Origin of the sequence: Planktothricoides sp. SR001 (assembly GCF_001276715.1) — a bacterium.
In the GTDB taxonomy this organism is placed as follows: domain Bacteria; phylum Cyanobacteriota; class Cyanobacteriia; order Cyanobacteriales; family Laspinemataceae; genus Planktothricoides; species Planktothricoides raciborskii.
The window spans coordinates 100,196-114,405 of the sequence record NZ_LIUQ01000019.1; the positions used below are offsets into that span (position 1 = coordinate 100,196).

The window sequence follows — 14,210 nt, forward strand, 5'->3', positions numbered from 1 at the left end:
CAATCAGCGGCTTTCCTTAGTCCAGAAGGTAAAGAACCCGATCTTTTGTCCCATGTTCCTGGGTCTGTCACCGCGATCGGCAAATTTCGGCAAATTTACGAATGATGTGTTTACCGAAAAGTAAAATAAACAGGCGCCATCCGTAATACTGATCGGGGATTTACGTAAAACTACTGAAAAACCTACTGGAAAACTACTGAAAACAAGCGAAAATTTATCGATAATATAGATTAGGGGGTTTTACCCACCATTAACCGACACCAGCAAATAATCAAAGCTGGTTCAATTTTATCCTCAAAATTCGCGGATGGCTATCCTTCGGGGTAAAATTGTCATAGTTTGTTATAGTTTGTCATTTACTTGGGCATCAATTCTGGGCATCAGTTCATGGAAGTATCATTTTCACCCCGTAAGTGTTGGGAAATTTATGTAACCATTTTTAAAGACAGAGGTCAGCGGTTTCTAAACCCTGTCCTATTTCTGTCCTATTTCTGGCTCGATCTTTTCTATCGGTCTATGATTAATCGAGACTAATAATTTAGTTGAATTTAGTTTAATTTATTTTATAGTGATTTTTCTTTCCAAATCGCATCAGCCACCCGACAAACATCCCACATTTCTGGTAAGTCGTGAACCCGGACAATATTCGCTCCATTGGCGATCGCGGCACAACAAGCGGCAGCGGTTCCCCAGACTCGTTTTTTTGGTTCAGGTTGGTCTAATATTTTGCCAATAAAGCTTTTCCGAGAAGCGCCAATTAAAATCGGTAATCCCAGGGATTTAAACTCACTTAATCGTCTGAGTATTTCTAAATTTTGTTCATAATTTTTGGCAAAACCAATGCCCGGATCAATGATAATTTGCTCCCGATTTATCCTCCGGGCGATCGCGGATTCAATTCTTGCTTGAAAAAACTGATAAATTTCTCCAATTAAATCTTGATAATCCGTCATCTGTTGCATATTTTGCGGGGTTCCCCTCGTATGCATTAAGATTACTGGCACTCCCAATTCTGCGACTAACGGTAACATTTGCGGATCGGCTATACCACCCGTAATATCATTAACAATATTTGCCCCAGCGTTGATCCCAGCGGCGGCTACTTCAGAGCGAAATGTATCCACAGAAATTAAAATGCGATCGGGAATTGGGGGATTCTCATCGTCGCCGCAACGTAAGGCTTGGACAATGGGCACAACCCGGTTTAATTCTTCATCAAGGGAGATAATTTCTGCACCGGGTCGAGTGGATTGCCCACCGATATCAATTATATCGGCTCCACCGGCAATCAGGGATTTTGCCTGTGCGATCGCCGCTGATTTGGTATTAAATTGACCCCCATCACTAAAACTATCTGGGGTGACATTTAACACACCCATAATATAGGTGCGATCGCCCCAAGGAAATGAATTTTTATTGTGCATAATTCTTTGCTATTTTTGCCTTGTTATTCGTTATTCGTTATTGGAGTAATTTGCGAACAAATAACGAATAACAAATAACCAACCACAAATTTTATTGATAATTCACAATGCGTGACCAACTCTTCGGCGTCAGGCTGGCACCCCCGACCAATACGCCATCGATTTCTGACTGAGCCATAATTTCATCAATATTTTCTGGCTTCACAGAACCGCCATATTGAATCGGTACATCAGAATTAATCAGCTTGGAGCGAATCAAACCAATCACGCGATTAGCTTCCTCGGAGGCACAAGTATCTCCAGTGCCGATCGCCCAAATCGGTTCGTAGGCAATCACCAAATTACTTTGGTCAACCCCGACCAAATCTTGCTTCAACTGGCTGAAAATATGAGATTCCGTTTCTCCAGCATCCCGCTGTTGCTTGGTTTCACCCACACAGAGAATCGGGGTCAGGCCATGTTTTTGCGCCGCTAAAATGCGCCGATTCACCGTCTCATCAGTTTCACCAAAATACTGACGGCGTTCACTGTGACCAATCACCACATAATTCACGCCAATTTCCGTCAGCATTGGAGCCGAAATTTCTCCGGTATAAGCGCCTTCATTTTCCCAGTGAACATTTTGGGCCCCCAGTTTCACGCGAGTTCCCTGCAAATTCGCCGCCATTACACTCAAATTTGTGAAAGGAACACATAACACCACTTCCCGCTCTGTTGGAGTATTCTCTAGCTCAGGCATAAATCCGTCCACAAACTCCAGAGACTCTGCCTGAGTCTTATACATTTTCCAGTTACCGGCCAGAATAATTTTTCTCACAGACGTTAAATTCAGATTAACAAGACAACAATAAAGTAATCCCCAGTTTATCGGAAAAGGGAGACAGACCCAAATTCTGCGATCGGGTATCGGGTGTCGGGTATCGGGTGTCGGGCAACGCTGCACAGGCAACGGGCAACGCTGCACAGGCAACGCTGCACAGGCAACGCTGCACAGGCAACGCTGCACAGGCAACGGGCAACGGCGGAAAATAATTGATAATGGTAGGGGTCGAAGGAGGCTTCACAACCTCCCCCTCCCATTCAGAACGGAGCGTGCCACTTTCACGGCACGTAGCTCCTGGCTGTGCCTGCTTACCGGGCAATCCTACTACTAACCCTCACCTAGCTTTCCGGCCGGCTTCACAAGGGAAGATAATGAGTCTCACCCGTGGGGCGCGGTGCCTCTGACCTAGAGAAGTTTTACCTTCTCTGGAATCCAGGTCTTACGCACTGTCCTACACATCCTGAAAGTTATCCTTCTTTAAGATGGCCTAACCTAGACCACGCCGACGTTTCAGCCTTTGGCCTTCCGCTTTCCGCGTGAACGAATCGCACTATCAATTATCAATTATCAACCATCAACTATCCTATTTCTCTGATTTGGCTGTCCAGGATTGATCGTAAACCTGCTTGTAATAGTCTTGATATTTATCCGATAACAAGGGTTGCCACCAATCTTGATTGGTTAAAAACCACTGAACGGTTTTGCGTAAACCTTCTTCAACGGTGACAGAAGGACTCCAGCCTAATTCAGTTTTAATCTTGGTGGCATTCATGGCATAACGCCGGTCATGTCCTGGTCTATCCGTGACAAAAGTAATTAACTGATCGCTGGGCTTAACAGGCAAATTTTCTGCCGTTTCATCCATCAGTTTACAGAGCATTTTTACTAAGTCTAAATTTTTTACCTCATTGTTGCCGCCAATGTTGTAAGTTTCCCCTGGTTTACCGAGGTGAATCACATGATCTAAAGCACTACAATGGTCTTCCACATACAGCCAATCCCTTACATTTTGCCCATCGCCATAAACGGGCAACGGTTTGCCTAGTAAAATGTTGATACACATTAAAGGAATCAGCTTTTCGGGGAAGTGATAAGGCCCATAATTATTGGAACAATTAGTAATTAAGGTGGGCAGTTTGTAAGTGTGATAGTAGGCGCGGGCTAGGTGATCGCTACCGGCTTTAGAGGCAGAATAAGGACTATTTGGGGCGTAGGGAGTGGTTTCCGTAAAAGCCGGATCGTCTGGGCCAAGACTGCCGTAAACTTCGTCGGTGGAAACGTGGAGAAAACGCAGATTTTCCGGTGAATTGAGATTGCCAAAATGCTGCCGGAATGCTTCTAAAAGGGTGAAAGTTCCTACCACATTGGTTTGAATAAATGCATCGGGGCCAAGGATGGAGCGATCGACGTGGGATTCGGCGGCAAAGTGGGCTACAGTATCAATGGCTTCTTCGGCTAAAAGGCGACTGACCAGGGCGCGATCGCAGATATTTCCCTCTACAAACCGAAACTCTGGTTTTTCTTCTAACGCCGCTAAATTCTGACGATTTCCCGCATAGGTTAAAGCGTCCAACACTACCACTCGATCGCTAGGGTAATGTTGGCACCAGTAATGGACAAAGTTTGAAGCAATAAACCCGGCGCCTCCCGTGACCAGTAAGCGATGTGGCGCGCGATTTTCTGGTAGTTTGATGCTAGATGTCATTTAATTAATCACACTTAAATACAAATTGGACAATCTCCAAAAATATTATAAAATATATGAGCTAATATTGCCAATATTTTCAGAGATTGCCCAATAATTTTTTTGTCCAATAATTTAATATCTTCTGTGGGCAATTTATTCAAGCGGAATGAGGGCAAGTAAAAGGCACGATCGCCAGCTAATGCTAAATTGCCGCCCAGAGACATATATTACATTTTCTTGTATTTTTCACCGCAGACTTTGAATAGCCAAAAGCAAATCTGACCAGTGAACTCCTTCCAGGTTTGGTAACACAATATGCGCTTGTCCTACGCGATCCCCAGGACCGAGACCCACCACCCACATCCCCGCAGCTAAAGCCGCTTCTATGCCAGATTCGGCATCTTCGATGACTAAACATTCTCTGGGCAATAAACCCAACTCTTCCGCAGCGTAAACAAAGACATCCGGGGCGGGTTTAGGGCGATTCACATTGTAAACATTTGTAATCACATCAATGCGATCGCGGATGCCCAACCTGTCCACCACCCGGTGAACATTTTGACTGGCTGAAGCAATTCCGGTTTTGATATTTGCGGCGCGTAATTCATTTAATAAATTCTCGACTCCGGGCAATAACTGGTCAGAATTCATTGTTTGAATAAATTCTAAATAATAGCGATTTTTGCGATCTAAGAGTTCTTGAATTTTTTCCTCAGAAATTTCCCGATCGCCGAGCATTTTTATTAAAGAATCTCGCCGAGATAATCCCCGTAATTCCTCATTAGCTTCTCGGTTAAAAGGAATGCCTTCTTCATCCGCTAATTGTTGCCAAGTTTGATAATGATATTCGATGGTATCTGTAATCACCCCATCCATATCAAAAATCACCCCTCGGATTTGGGGCAGAGTAGAACTTTCCTCCAGATTCAGGGAATTTTTATGCTCTTTTGCCAAGTTAGAAGAATACATCATTAATTAGTCCGTCAGTGTAGATCAATCCATTTAATCATACATTTTCTGGAGGAAGTTACTACTGACCCAATCTGGGTAAATTTATCCCCTGATTTACCCAGAGTCAGCTTGACACAAATCTACCCGCCCTACAGGAATTTTAGGCTGACTGAAGCACAAATCACTGAAGTACAAATCTTTGTAGGGGTTTGTAGGCGGTTCTGTTAATCGGATAATCGGCAAAACCCTGTAACGTGATGAAAAAGAGAAATAACATAGGGTTCGCGACCAGCGCGTTTACCCCTATTTCCTGATTTATCTTCGATGTAGCAACAGTCTTACTCGATGATATGGCGATGATATGGCGATTATCGGCTCTAATCAATCGCCCCAAACCCCTCAAGCTAGGTTTAGGGGGGTTTGGGGCGATCGGTGCCACCCATGTCTGTTTATGAGGCGTTTCGCAGTTGCGCCGTCCGCACGGTCAAGGTAAGAGACTGTGAACCCCGCTGAATTTCAAAGCGTAAACTTTGATTCACATTACTTCTGGCCACAATTTCTTGTAATTGAGCGGCAGTGGAGACGGCTTTATTTTCTACCTTGGTAATCACGTCTCCCCGACGAATGCCCGCCGCTTCCGCAGGAGTATTGGGCATCACTCGCATGACTAATACGCCATTGGTTTCTGGGAGGAAAATCGTAGAATTCGGGTCATTATTATTTTGTTTGGCCAGTTCAGGAGTTAATGTCACCATCTGAATGCCAACATAAGGATGGGGAACTTCTCCACCTTTGGCTAGGATATCTTTCACATCTTTGGCTTGGTTAATCGGAATCGCAAAACCAATCCCATTGGCATCAGCCCGAATTGCGGTATTAATCCCAATCACTTCGCCGCGTTCGTTGAGCAATGGACCGCCAGAGTTACCGGGATTAATGGCCGCATCAGTTTGAATAAAGTCGATTCGTTTATCAGGGATTCCCGCTTCCGCCGAAGACCGAGATAAGGTGCTGATGATTCCCAGGGTGACAGTATTATTTAATCCCAAGGGGTTGCCCACGGCGATCGCCCAATCCCCCACTCGAATATTAGAAGAATCTCCTAATTTAGCTAAGGGTAAATTTTCCCCACGCGGATTAATTTTGACCACTGCTAAATCAATCACCTCGTCAATTCCCGCCACCTCTCCTTCAAAAGTGCGTCCGTCTTTGAGGGTGACGGTGACTTTATCCGCTTGACTCACCACGTGGGCATTGGTGAGGACGATGCCCTCGCGATCGATGATAAAGCCAGATCCTTGACCGCGTTGCAGTTCTTGTTGGGGGACCTGTGGAATCATTTGGTCGCCAAAAAAGCGGCGGAAAAATGGGTCTTCAAACAACGGATCCATTTGCCGAGTGACTGTGCGTTCGGTATCAATTCTCACCACCGCTGGGCCGACTTGTTCCACTGCTGAGGCCACAAAACTACCAGCTTGAATCGGGGCAGGTGAGGGCTGAAGAGCGACCAAACTGCTGGATACCGGAGAATTTGAGGCGGTTGCTGGGGGAGATGCTTCGGAAGATAGCACCCGCAAAGTGCTAAAGGCTAACCCCACGCCTAAAACGAAGGTGAGAAGATAACTGCCTAGTTGTAACCCAGAAATAGAAGACTTTGAACCACGCATAGTTGTTAATCCAAGGGATAGTATTTGAGTAAAACTTAATCGGATCTACAGTGGTTAATCCGCAGATTCCAGATTTGACGATCCTAAATCTGCCTTAACTGATTGATTCGGAAACAGGATTTAGAACCCAACATGACCACAAGACAGAGGAAGTGACTTCAGCTAAAAGCGATCGCGCTGCCCTCGATCGCTTTTAGGCTTAAGTTCTACTTTAATAATAGCCTAGGGATCGCTTCAACCGGGAAACCCTACTTGGTGGGGTTGGTTTTCCCAATCATCGGTGCATCACTACGGATTAATATATATAAGACAGAGAGTGCCTTTCTCTACTGGTGATTTCTGCTTTGAGAAATCACCAGTAGAGAGATGAAATTCCCTTTAGACATCTTCTGAGACGCGAATTATGTAGTTTTTGTTTCTGTTTTTCGCTCGGCGTTTAAATTTTAACCGGATAACTTTTATTCAAGTTTCCAGTAATATCAGCACATTTAAAGTTATTCTATTTGATTCTATCCAGGAGAGTTAATCATGCAACCTACCGACCCAAATAAGTTTACGGAAAAAGCTTGGCAATGTTTGGTGAGAACCCCAGATATTGCGAAACAAAACCAGCATCAACAAATCGAAAGCGAGCATTTGATGAAATCTCTCTTGGAACAAGAGGGGATGGCTAGTAATATTTTTAGTAAAGCCGGAGTCTCGCTTTCTAAGTTGCGCGATCGCACCGAAGAGTTTATGCGGAATCAGCCGAAAGTTTCTGGCAGTAGTTCTTCGATTTACTTAGGTCGCAGTTTAGATACGTTACTGGATCGGGCAGAAGAATATCGCCAGCAGTACAAAGATGAATTTATTTCTATCGAGCATTTGCTGCTGGGTTTTGCCAAAGATAGCCGCTTTGGTCAAGGAATTTTCAGAGAATTTAATTTAACCGAAAGTAAAATAAAGGACGTTATTCAACAAATTAGAGGAACCCATAAAGTGACCGATCAAAATCCTGAAGGCAAGTATGAATCTTTAGAAAAATATGGTCGCGACCTGACCCAATTAGCCCGCGAAGGTAAACTCGATCCGGTGATTGGTCGCGATGAAGAAGTGCGGCGGACGATTCAAATTCTCTCCCGTCGGACGAAAAATAATCCGGTTTTAATTGGCGAACCTGGGGTAGGAAAAACCGCCATTGTTGAGGGTTTAGCCCAGCGAATTATTAGCCGAGATGTGCCAGAATCTTTGCGCGATCGCAAATTAATTGCGTTAGATATGGGGGCATTAATTGCCGGGGCAAAATATCGCGGGGAATTTGAAGAACGCCTGAAAGCGGTGCTTAAAGAAGTGACCGACTCTCAGGGACAAATTATTATGTTTATCGATGAAATTCATACGGTGGTTGGGGCTGGGGCGACCCAAGGGGCAATGGATGCGGGGAACTTGTTGAAACCTATGTTAGCGCGGGGTGAATTGCGTTGTATTGGGGCAACAACTTTGGATGAATATCGCAAGTATATAGAAAAAGATGCCGCTTTAGAACGGCGGTTTCAATCGGTGTATGTGGATGAACCTACGGTACAAGATACGATCTCGATTTTGCGGGGTTTAAAAGAACGCTATGAAGTGCATCACGGGGTAAAAATTGCCGATACCGCAGTGGTGGCAGCAGCAATGTTGTCGAATCGGTATATTAGCGATCGCTTCCTCCCGGATAAAGCCATTGATTTAATCGATGAATCGGCGGCAAAATTAAAAATGGAGATTACTTCCAAACCGGAAGAAATTGATGAAGTTGACCGCAAGATTCTCCAGTTAGAAATGGAGCGTTTATCCCTGAAAAAAGAGGAGGACGCTTTATCTAAAGAACGGTTGAATAAGCTAGAAGTAGAATTAGGGGAACTGAAAGCAGTTCAGCAGACTCTTAATGCTCAATGGCAATCAGAAAAAAATGTGATTGACCATATTCGGTCGATTAAAGAAAGCATCGATCGGGTGAATTTGGAAATTCAACAAGCGCAACGAGATTATGATTATAATCGGGCGGCAGAATTGCAATATGGCAAGCTGACTGATTTGCAGCGGCAATTGCAACAAGCGGAAAAGAATCTAGGGGAAATGCAAACTAAGGGCAGTTCTTTATTGCGGGAAGAAGTCACCGAGTCTGATATTGCGGAAATTATTTCTAAATGGACGGGAATTCCCCTGAGTAAATTAGTCGAATCGGAAAAAGAAAAGCTGCTACATTTAGAAGATGAACTGCATCAACGGGTGGTGGGACAACACGCAGCGGTGCAAGTTGTGGCAGAAGCAATTCAGCGATCGCGGGCCGGTTTATCCGATCCAAATCGTCCCATTGCCAGCTTTATTTTCCTTGGGCCGACGGGGGTCGGTAAAACTGAATTAGCCAAAGCTTTGGCGGCAAATTTATTTGATACCGAAGAAGCTTTAGTGCGAATTGATATGTCGGAATATATGGAGAAACACACCGTTTCTCGTCTCCTGGGTGCCCCTCCTGGATATGTGGGATTTGACGAAGGGGGGCAACTCAGTGAGGCAATTCGCCGTCGTCCTTATGCGGTAATTTTGTTTGATGAAATCGAAAAAGCCCATGCAGATGTGTTTAACATTATGCTGCAAATTTTGGATGATGGGCGATTAACCGATGCCCAAGGTCATACGGTGGACTTTAAAAATAGCATCATTATTATGACTAGCAATATCGGTTCACAATATATATTAGATATTGCTGGGGATGATTCCCGCTATGAAGAAATGCGGAGTCGGGTGATGGAAGCCATGCGGAATAGTTTCCGTCCCGAATTTCTTAACCGGGTGGATGATATGATTATTTTCCACAGTTTGGTGAAAGAACAGTTGCGGGAAATTATTAAGCTGCAAGTGGAACGGCTGAAAGAACGTTTAGCAGAACGGAAATTATCCCTGAAACTATCAGAATCGGCTTTAGATTTTATTGCCGATATTGGCTACGATCCGGTTTATGGGGCGCGACCGTTAAAACGGGCAATTCAGCGCTACCTAGAAACAGCGATCGCTAAGTCGATTTTGCGGGGAGATTTCCTCACGGGCGATCTCATTTTTGTAGATGTAGAAGATGAGCGTTTAGCCTTTAAGCGTTTGCCCGCAGAAATGCTGACTTCTTTGTAACTCAGAAACCGGGTTTCTCTGTAGGGTCTGGTGGGTCGGCAGACATTTTTCTTAGAAACCCGGTTTCTTTTGCTTTGTGTTAGGCGGCGGCAATATTTATTTACAAAAAAGGACTTACGCAGCTACTCCGCATTGTATTGGTGCGTTATTCTGCCGCTAACTTTTGATAATTGGCGGGAGTATTATTTATATTTTTCGGCAGCCTTAAGGCTTGATCGTCCTGGCAATATGCTTTAATTAAGATCCATAAATCCTTTTTTGTGGTGCCTAATTCACGCTTTTCTTTACGTACAGTTCTTTTGCTGGTGACAATCGAATTATCACCGGATATGAACAACTGATTCGGGTCTTTTCCTGTCCATTCAATTTTAAATTTATTCTCCAGCTTATCTTCTGGAATACTAATTTTATCCCCATAAGTCAGGGCAAGTAATGACTCAACAAATCTTAGAACATTGCTCCTTGTAATTTGTAATTTCGTTTTTAGCGTATTTTCGTGGCATTCTGATATTTTCAGTAAAAGTTGCAGTGGCTTTGGGTGAGTTCGCCCAAAGCCACTGGGTTGATTCAAGGGTTAAAGCTAATTATATCAAAGGTTTCGCGATTTGTTTGGGCAAGAAGGATAAGCTTGAGAAACCGGGTTTCTGCGACAATTGTGGCTGAATATCAAAGATTTCATTAAGAAACCCAGTTTCTAGGTTTCTGGAATTAATCGGACGATCGCACAATAAATTTTCGATTTTTAAGGGAGAAAACCGATAGTAATTGGTATGCTGGGCAGCCTCTAATTCCAGACAGTCTATCAGCGATGGCAAATAGTCCACGGTGGTGACTCGATAAAATGTGCCAATTTCTCGAATATGCGGATGATTTCCATGACCAATTTGGGAAATATCGCTATTTTTAGGAAAGACGATCGCCCCATAAACGGGAATTTTTGGGATTTGGGGAATTCTGGGAATATGGGCGATCGCAACTTGCATAGTTTGGTGGGGATAGAGAGAGTTTGCCGCTTTGATTAACTCGGCTTTTTTCGGGGTTTCATTGGCAATTTTCGCTAATGCAGGACTGCTTAAGCCAATAGTAAATGTTTCGCCATTAAAATCAAGGAATGTTAAATGGTCATTTAACAGACTTTTGACTGTTGGCAACTGAATGGCGTCTTTGAATTCTCGCCAAAGGGGAAAGGTCTGGGGATAATCTTGTAAAATTGTTAAGACGCTTTTGGTATAGCGATCGCATTGTTGAAAAGGATTTTTCCCCCAACAACTTTTAATCGGGACTAGGTGATTACCCGTTTGGCAAAACCATTGGTTATTCATCGCATCGCGATCGGTGATAATTTTACCCCGATAGCTTTTCGCTTCAATCACCACCACACAGGTTTCAGTAATTACGATAAAGTCAGTTTCTTGGCTGTAACCCACGCCACGAGAAACATGATGTTTGGGCAATATTTTCCAAATAGGTTTAACGGCTTTAACGGTTGCTAAGGACATAGTAAATCTCCTGTTCTAGTGAGTTGTCAAAAGGTAAACTTGAGAGTTGATTAGCTTCTGAGTTAGGTTCTGATTTGGGCAAATTGGCAGCATGGGGCAGGGAGTTTAAAATTAGTTGTAAAGTTTCAACGCCGTGATTGTCTAAAATTGCCCTGCTATCCGCTAAAATTTGCTGGGTAATTTGCAGTTCTTTTAGAGTGCGAAAATTTTCCGTTTGGGCTGTATTCGTAGAAATGTCTCTGATAACAGGTTCGTAACGTTGGCTAGGCTTGCGTTTTGGCTTACCAGAGCGATCGATGACTTGTTCGTATCCTGCCCATAGTCCAAGTTGTATTTCACTCATTGATTTCTTCCTCAATTCATCTCGTGTTTGACTGTTCGAGATCAATTGTTACTTTAGGTTTTGGCCTAATCAAATCGATGGGGACAATTCTGAAACCCATGATACAATTGGGTTTAGGCGTTTGGGCAAGCCTCGCGTTTGGGCGAATTTGCCCAAACGACTCTGATTTTTAGCAAAAATGTCGCAATGGGCAAATACCGCAAAGATAAAATTACATTAGGCAACGTCTTAAAAGTAGTTGAGGCGTTACTGACCCTTGCTGACGAGGAAATTAGCATTCCGGGGGATAAGCTAAAAGCCACGTTTAAGCTGGAATGGGTGAAAGAAGATGAATTGCAGGTATCGGGAAAGGTTGAAGAAAAACGGAGAAACAAAATTCAAACCAGCGAGAAAGGCATCACTAAAGATGATTTATGGACATTGACAGAATGGATTGGAAAGACATTAGAAATATCTCCATCTTTAGATGGAACGAAAAAAGATTCGCCTGAGAAAAAGAAACAGGCAGTCCAGGATGTTCTCGACTGCTTAACAGACTTGAAATTGTTAGAAGATAAAAGACCGCATGGCAAAAATGATAAAAGCGGCTATTGGAAATTTCACCTCAAACTAAAGCATCAGACCAAAAGAAAAGAAAATTTAAAGCTTATTCAAGAGAAATGGAAGGATGAAATTGGTCAGGTTCCTGACTGGAAACTAGAGACACCTACAAAAAAACCGATCGACTGGCGCGAAATTTGCCAACGAAACCTCGCCCAACAAAAAGAACTCACCACCAACCCCTTCACCAATGCCTATGGGATAGCGCCAAAACTGGACAAAGTTTATGTTCCTTTGGCCATTGTTGAACGCAAACCGCCTAAACCTAAATCAGAAAATCAGCCAGAAGAACAGGAACAAGAAACACTGATTTTTATTACAAAAAACCGCTTTTTTGAGGAAGTATTGCGACAAGGGAAAAGCGAAATTAGTCAAGGGCGCAAAATTGCCATTATTGGCGAACCGGGTTCGGGGAAAACAACGCGATTACAAAAAATTGCCGATTGGATTTTAGAGAAAGATTTGGGATTGCCGATTTGGGTATCTTTAGCAGATTTAAGCCAAGCAACTGTTTATCAATATCTTGAAGAAACATGGCTGAAACAAACAGGTGAAAACCTGACCATTGACGCGCTGAAACAAGAGAAAAAGCGGATTTGGTTATTGTTGGATGGGGTCGATGAAATGACCTCGAAAATAGAAAGCCGCCATGTTTCTGCCCTGTTGGGAGGATGGCTGCAAGATGCGCGAGTGGTGATGACTTGTCGGGTGAATGTTTGGGAAGCGGATAAAAATGCTTTTTCCGGGTTTGATGTATTTAAAAATTTGGAATTTAGCCGGGAACAGGTCAATCAGTATATTGGCAATTGGTTTCAGGAAATAGGAGATGCTGCCACAGGAGAAAGTTTAGAGAAAGAGTTGGCCAAATCAGAAAATTTGGCTTTCAATCGGTTAATTCAGAATCCTTTGCGGTTGTGGATGTTGTGCCAAATTTGGCAGACCGGGGGCGGGTTGCCGGATACGCAAGCCGAGTTATATCGTCAATTTGTTGATTGGGTTTATCGCTGGAAAGCCGATGAGGAAATTTTAAATCAACGTTCAGAAATAGATCAAGCTTTAGCCCAGTTAGCATTGGCAGCAATGAAACAAAAAGATGAGGTTTCCCGGTTCCAGTTGTCAGAAAGTTGGATAGTGAAAGTTTTGGAAAGTCGCAAAATTTTTAAAGCATTGGAAAAGTTGGGATGGTTGAATCGGATAGAACGCTTGCCAGAAGCAATTTATGTGTTTTATCATGCCACTTTTCAAGAATATTTTGCCGCCTTAGCGGTGGATGATTGGGATGATTTTTTACCTCGCAATCATGTAAATTTTCCAGTGCCAGGGAAAGAATACAGCGAAAACCTGTCATTCCCGCGCAGGCGGGAATCCACTATCCCGGAGAGAAAACCTCAATACCGAATTTTTCAACCGCAGTGGAAGCAGGTAATTTTATTCTGGTTAGGTCGTCGGGATGTTGCAGATGAGAAGAAAGAGGCTTTTATAGAAAAGTTAGTGAAATTTGATGATGGGTGTGGAGAATGGAATTTTAAGAAAGCTGATCGAGGATTTTATGAATATCGCGCCTATTTCTTAGCCGCAGCAGGAATTAATGAGTTTAAAACCTGTTCTCGCTGTGATACCATTGTCAAGCAGATAGTCCAGTGGGGTTTTGGCTATTACCACCAGGAAAAACAACAATGGCGCACCTTTCTCAAGCCAATCAAATTCGGTGCGAGGGAAATTCTGCCCCAAACTGACCGTAAACGCACTATTCAAGAACTTTGTCAAATTCTTGAACATCCTCAATGGGATGAAGATACCCGTTGGCAAGCTGCCGATTGTTTAGGGAAAATCGACCCAGGCAATCAAACGGCGATCGCTGCTTTGGGTAAAGTTCTCGAAACCACTAAAGATGAAGATACCCGTTGGCAAGCTGCCGATTGTTTAGGGAAAATCGACCCAGGCAATCAAACGGCGATCGCTGCTTTGGTCAAAGTTATCGAAACCACTAAAAATGAATATACCCGTTACCAGGCTGCCAAGAGTTTAGGGGAAATTGGACAAGGCAATGAAACAGCGATCGCTGC

11 protein-coding genes are annotated in these 14,210 nt (G+C 43.6%); 2 read left to right on the top strand and 9 right to left on the bottom strand.

Annotated features, from left to right (window positions below):
• Positions 1–563: 563 nt before the first annotated feature.
• From folP to AM228_RS13465, 6 genes are all read right to left on the bottom strand, one after another.
• A complete protein-coding gene (gene folP, locus AM228_RS13440; protein WP_054466616.1) occupies positions 564–1,424 on the bottom strand; it encodes a dihydropteroate synthase in 861 nt (286 codons plus the stop codon).
• 91 nt (positions 1,425–1,515) lie between these two features.
• Entirely contained in the window at positions 1,516–2,241 is a 726-nt protein-coding gene (gene tpiA / locus AM228_RS13445) for a triose-phosphate isomerase (RefSeq protein ID WP_054466617.1), read from the bottom strand.
• Between the two features lie 16 nt (positions 2,242–2,257).
• Positions 2,258–2,488, bottom strand: coding sequence for a hypothetical protein (locus AM228_RS32555; RefSeq protein ID WP_156331747.1), 231 nt, complete (start codon positions 2,486–2,488; stop codon positions 2,258–2,260).
• Positions 2,489–2,830: 342 nt separating this feature from the next.
• Positions 2,831–3,952: a dTDP-glucose 4,6-dehydratase gene (gene rfbB / locus AM228_RS13450; RefSeq protein WP_054466618.1), complete on the bottom strand. Its 1,122-nt coding sequence runs from the start codon at positions 3,950–3,952 to the stop codon at positions 2,831–2,833.
• A 228-nt stretch (positions 3,953–4,180) separates the two neighbouring features.
• Positions 4,181–4,906 carry a beta-phosphoglucomutase gene (pgmB, locus tag AM228_RS13460; protein WP_082348875.1) on the bottom strand — a complete coding sequence of 242 codons (726 nt, stop codon included), beginning with the start codon at positions 4,904–4,906 and terminating at the stop codon, positions 4,181–4,183.
• A gap of 428 nt (positions 4,907–5,334) precedes the next feature.
• Positions 5,335–6,552 carry an HhoA/HhoB/HtrA family serine endopeptidase gene (locus tag AM228_RS13465; RefSeq protein WP_054466620.1) on the bottom strand — a complete coding sequence of 406 codons (1,218 nt, stop codon included), beginning with the start codon at positions 6,550–6,552 and terminating at the stop codon, positions 5,335–5,337.
• A 528-nt stretch (positions 6,553–7,080) separates the two neighbouring features.
• Between AM228_RS13465 and clpB the strand changes: the two genes are divergently transcribed.
• Positions 7,081–9,702 (top strand): ATP-dependent chaperone ClpB, encoded by a 2,622-nt coding sequence (clpB, locus tag AM228_RS13470; protein ID WP_054466621.1) that lies wholly within the window; start codon positions 7,081–7,083, stop codon positions 9,700–9,702.
• A 145-nt stretch (positions 9,703–9,847) separates the two neighbouring features.
• Here clpB and AM228_RS13475 read toward each other — a convergent pair whose 3' ends face one another.
• From AM228_RS13475 to AM228_RS13485, 3 genes are read right to left on the bottom strand one after another with little or no spacing between them, the layout of a single operon-like run.
• Positions 9,848–10,273, bottom strand: a complete 426-nt coding sequence (locus tag AM228_RS13475) for a hypothetical protein (RefSeq protein ID WP_054466622.1) — start codon at positions 10,271–10,273, stop codon at positions 9,848–9,850.
• Positions 10,274–10,286: 13 nt separating this feature from the next.
• Positions 10,287–11,201, bottom strand: a complete 915-nt coding sequence (locus AM228_RS13480; protein WP_054466623.1) for a nuclease-related domain-containing protein — start codon at positions 11,199–11,201, stop codon at positions 10,287–10,289.
• Positions 11,182–11,544 carry a hypothetical protein gene (locus tag AM228_RS13485; protein ID WP_054466624.1) on the bottom strand — a complete coding sequence of 121 codons (363 nt, stop codon included), beginning with the start codon at positions 11,542–11,544 and terminating at the stop codon, positions 11,182–11,184. The genes AM228_RS13480 and AM228_RS13485 overlap by 20 nt, the downstream gene beginning before the upstream one ends.
• A 138-nt stretch (positions 11,545–11,682) precedes the next feature.
• Here AM228_RS13485 and AM228_RS13490 point away from each other — a divergent pair.
• Positions 11,683–14,210 (top strand): HEAT repeat domain-containing protein (locus tag AM228_RS13490; RefSeq protein ID WP_197285301.1); only part of this gene is annotated, 2,528 nt, incomplete at its 3' end.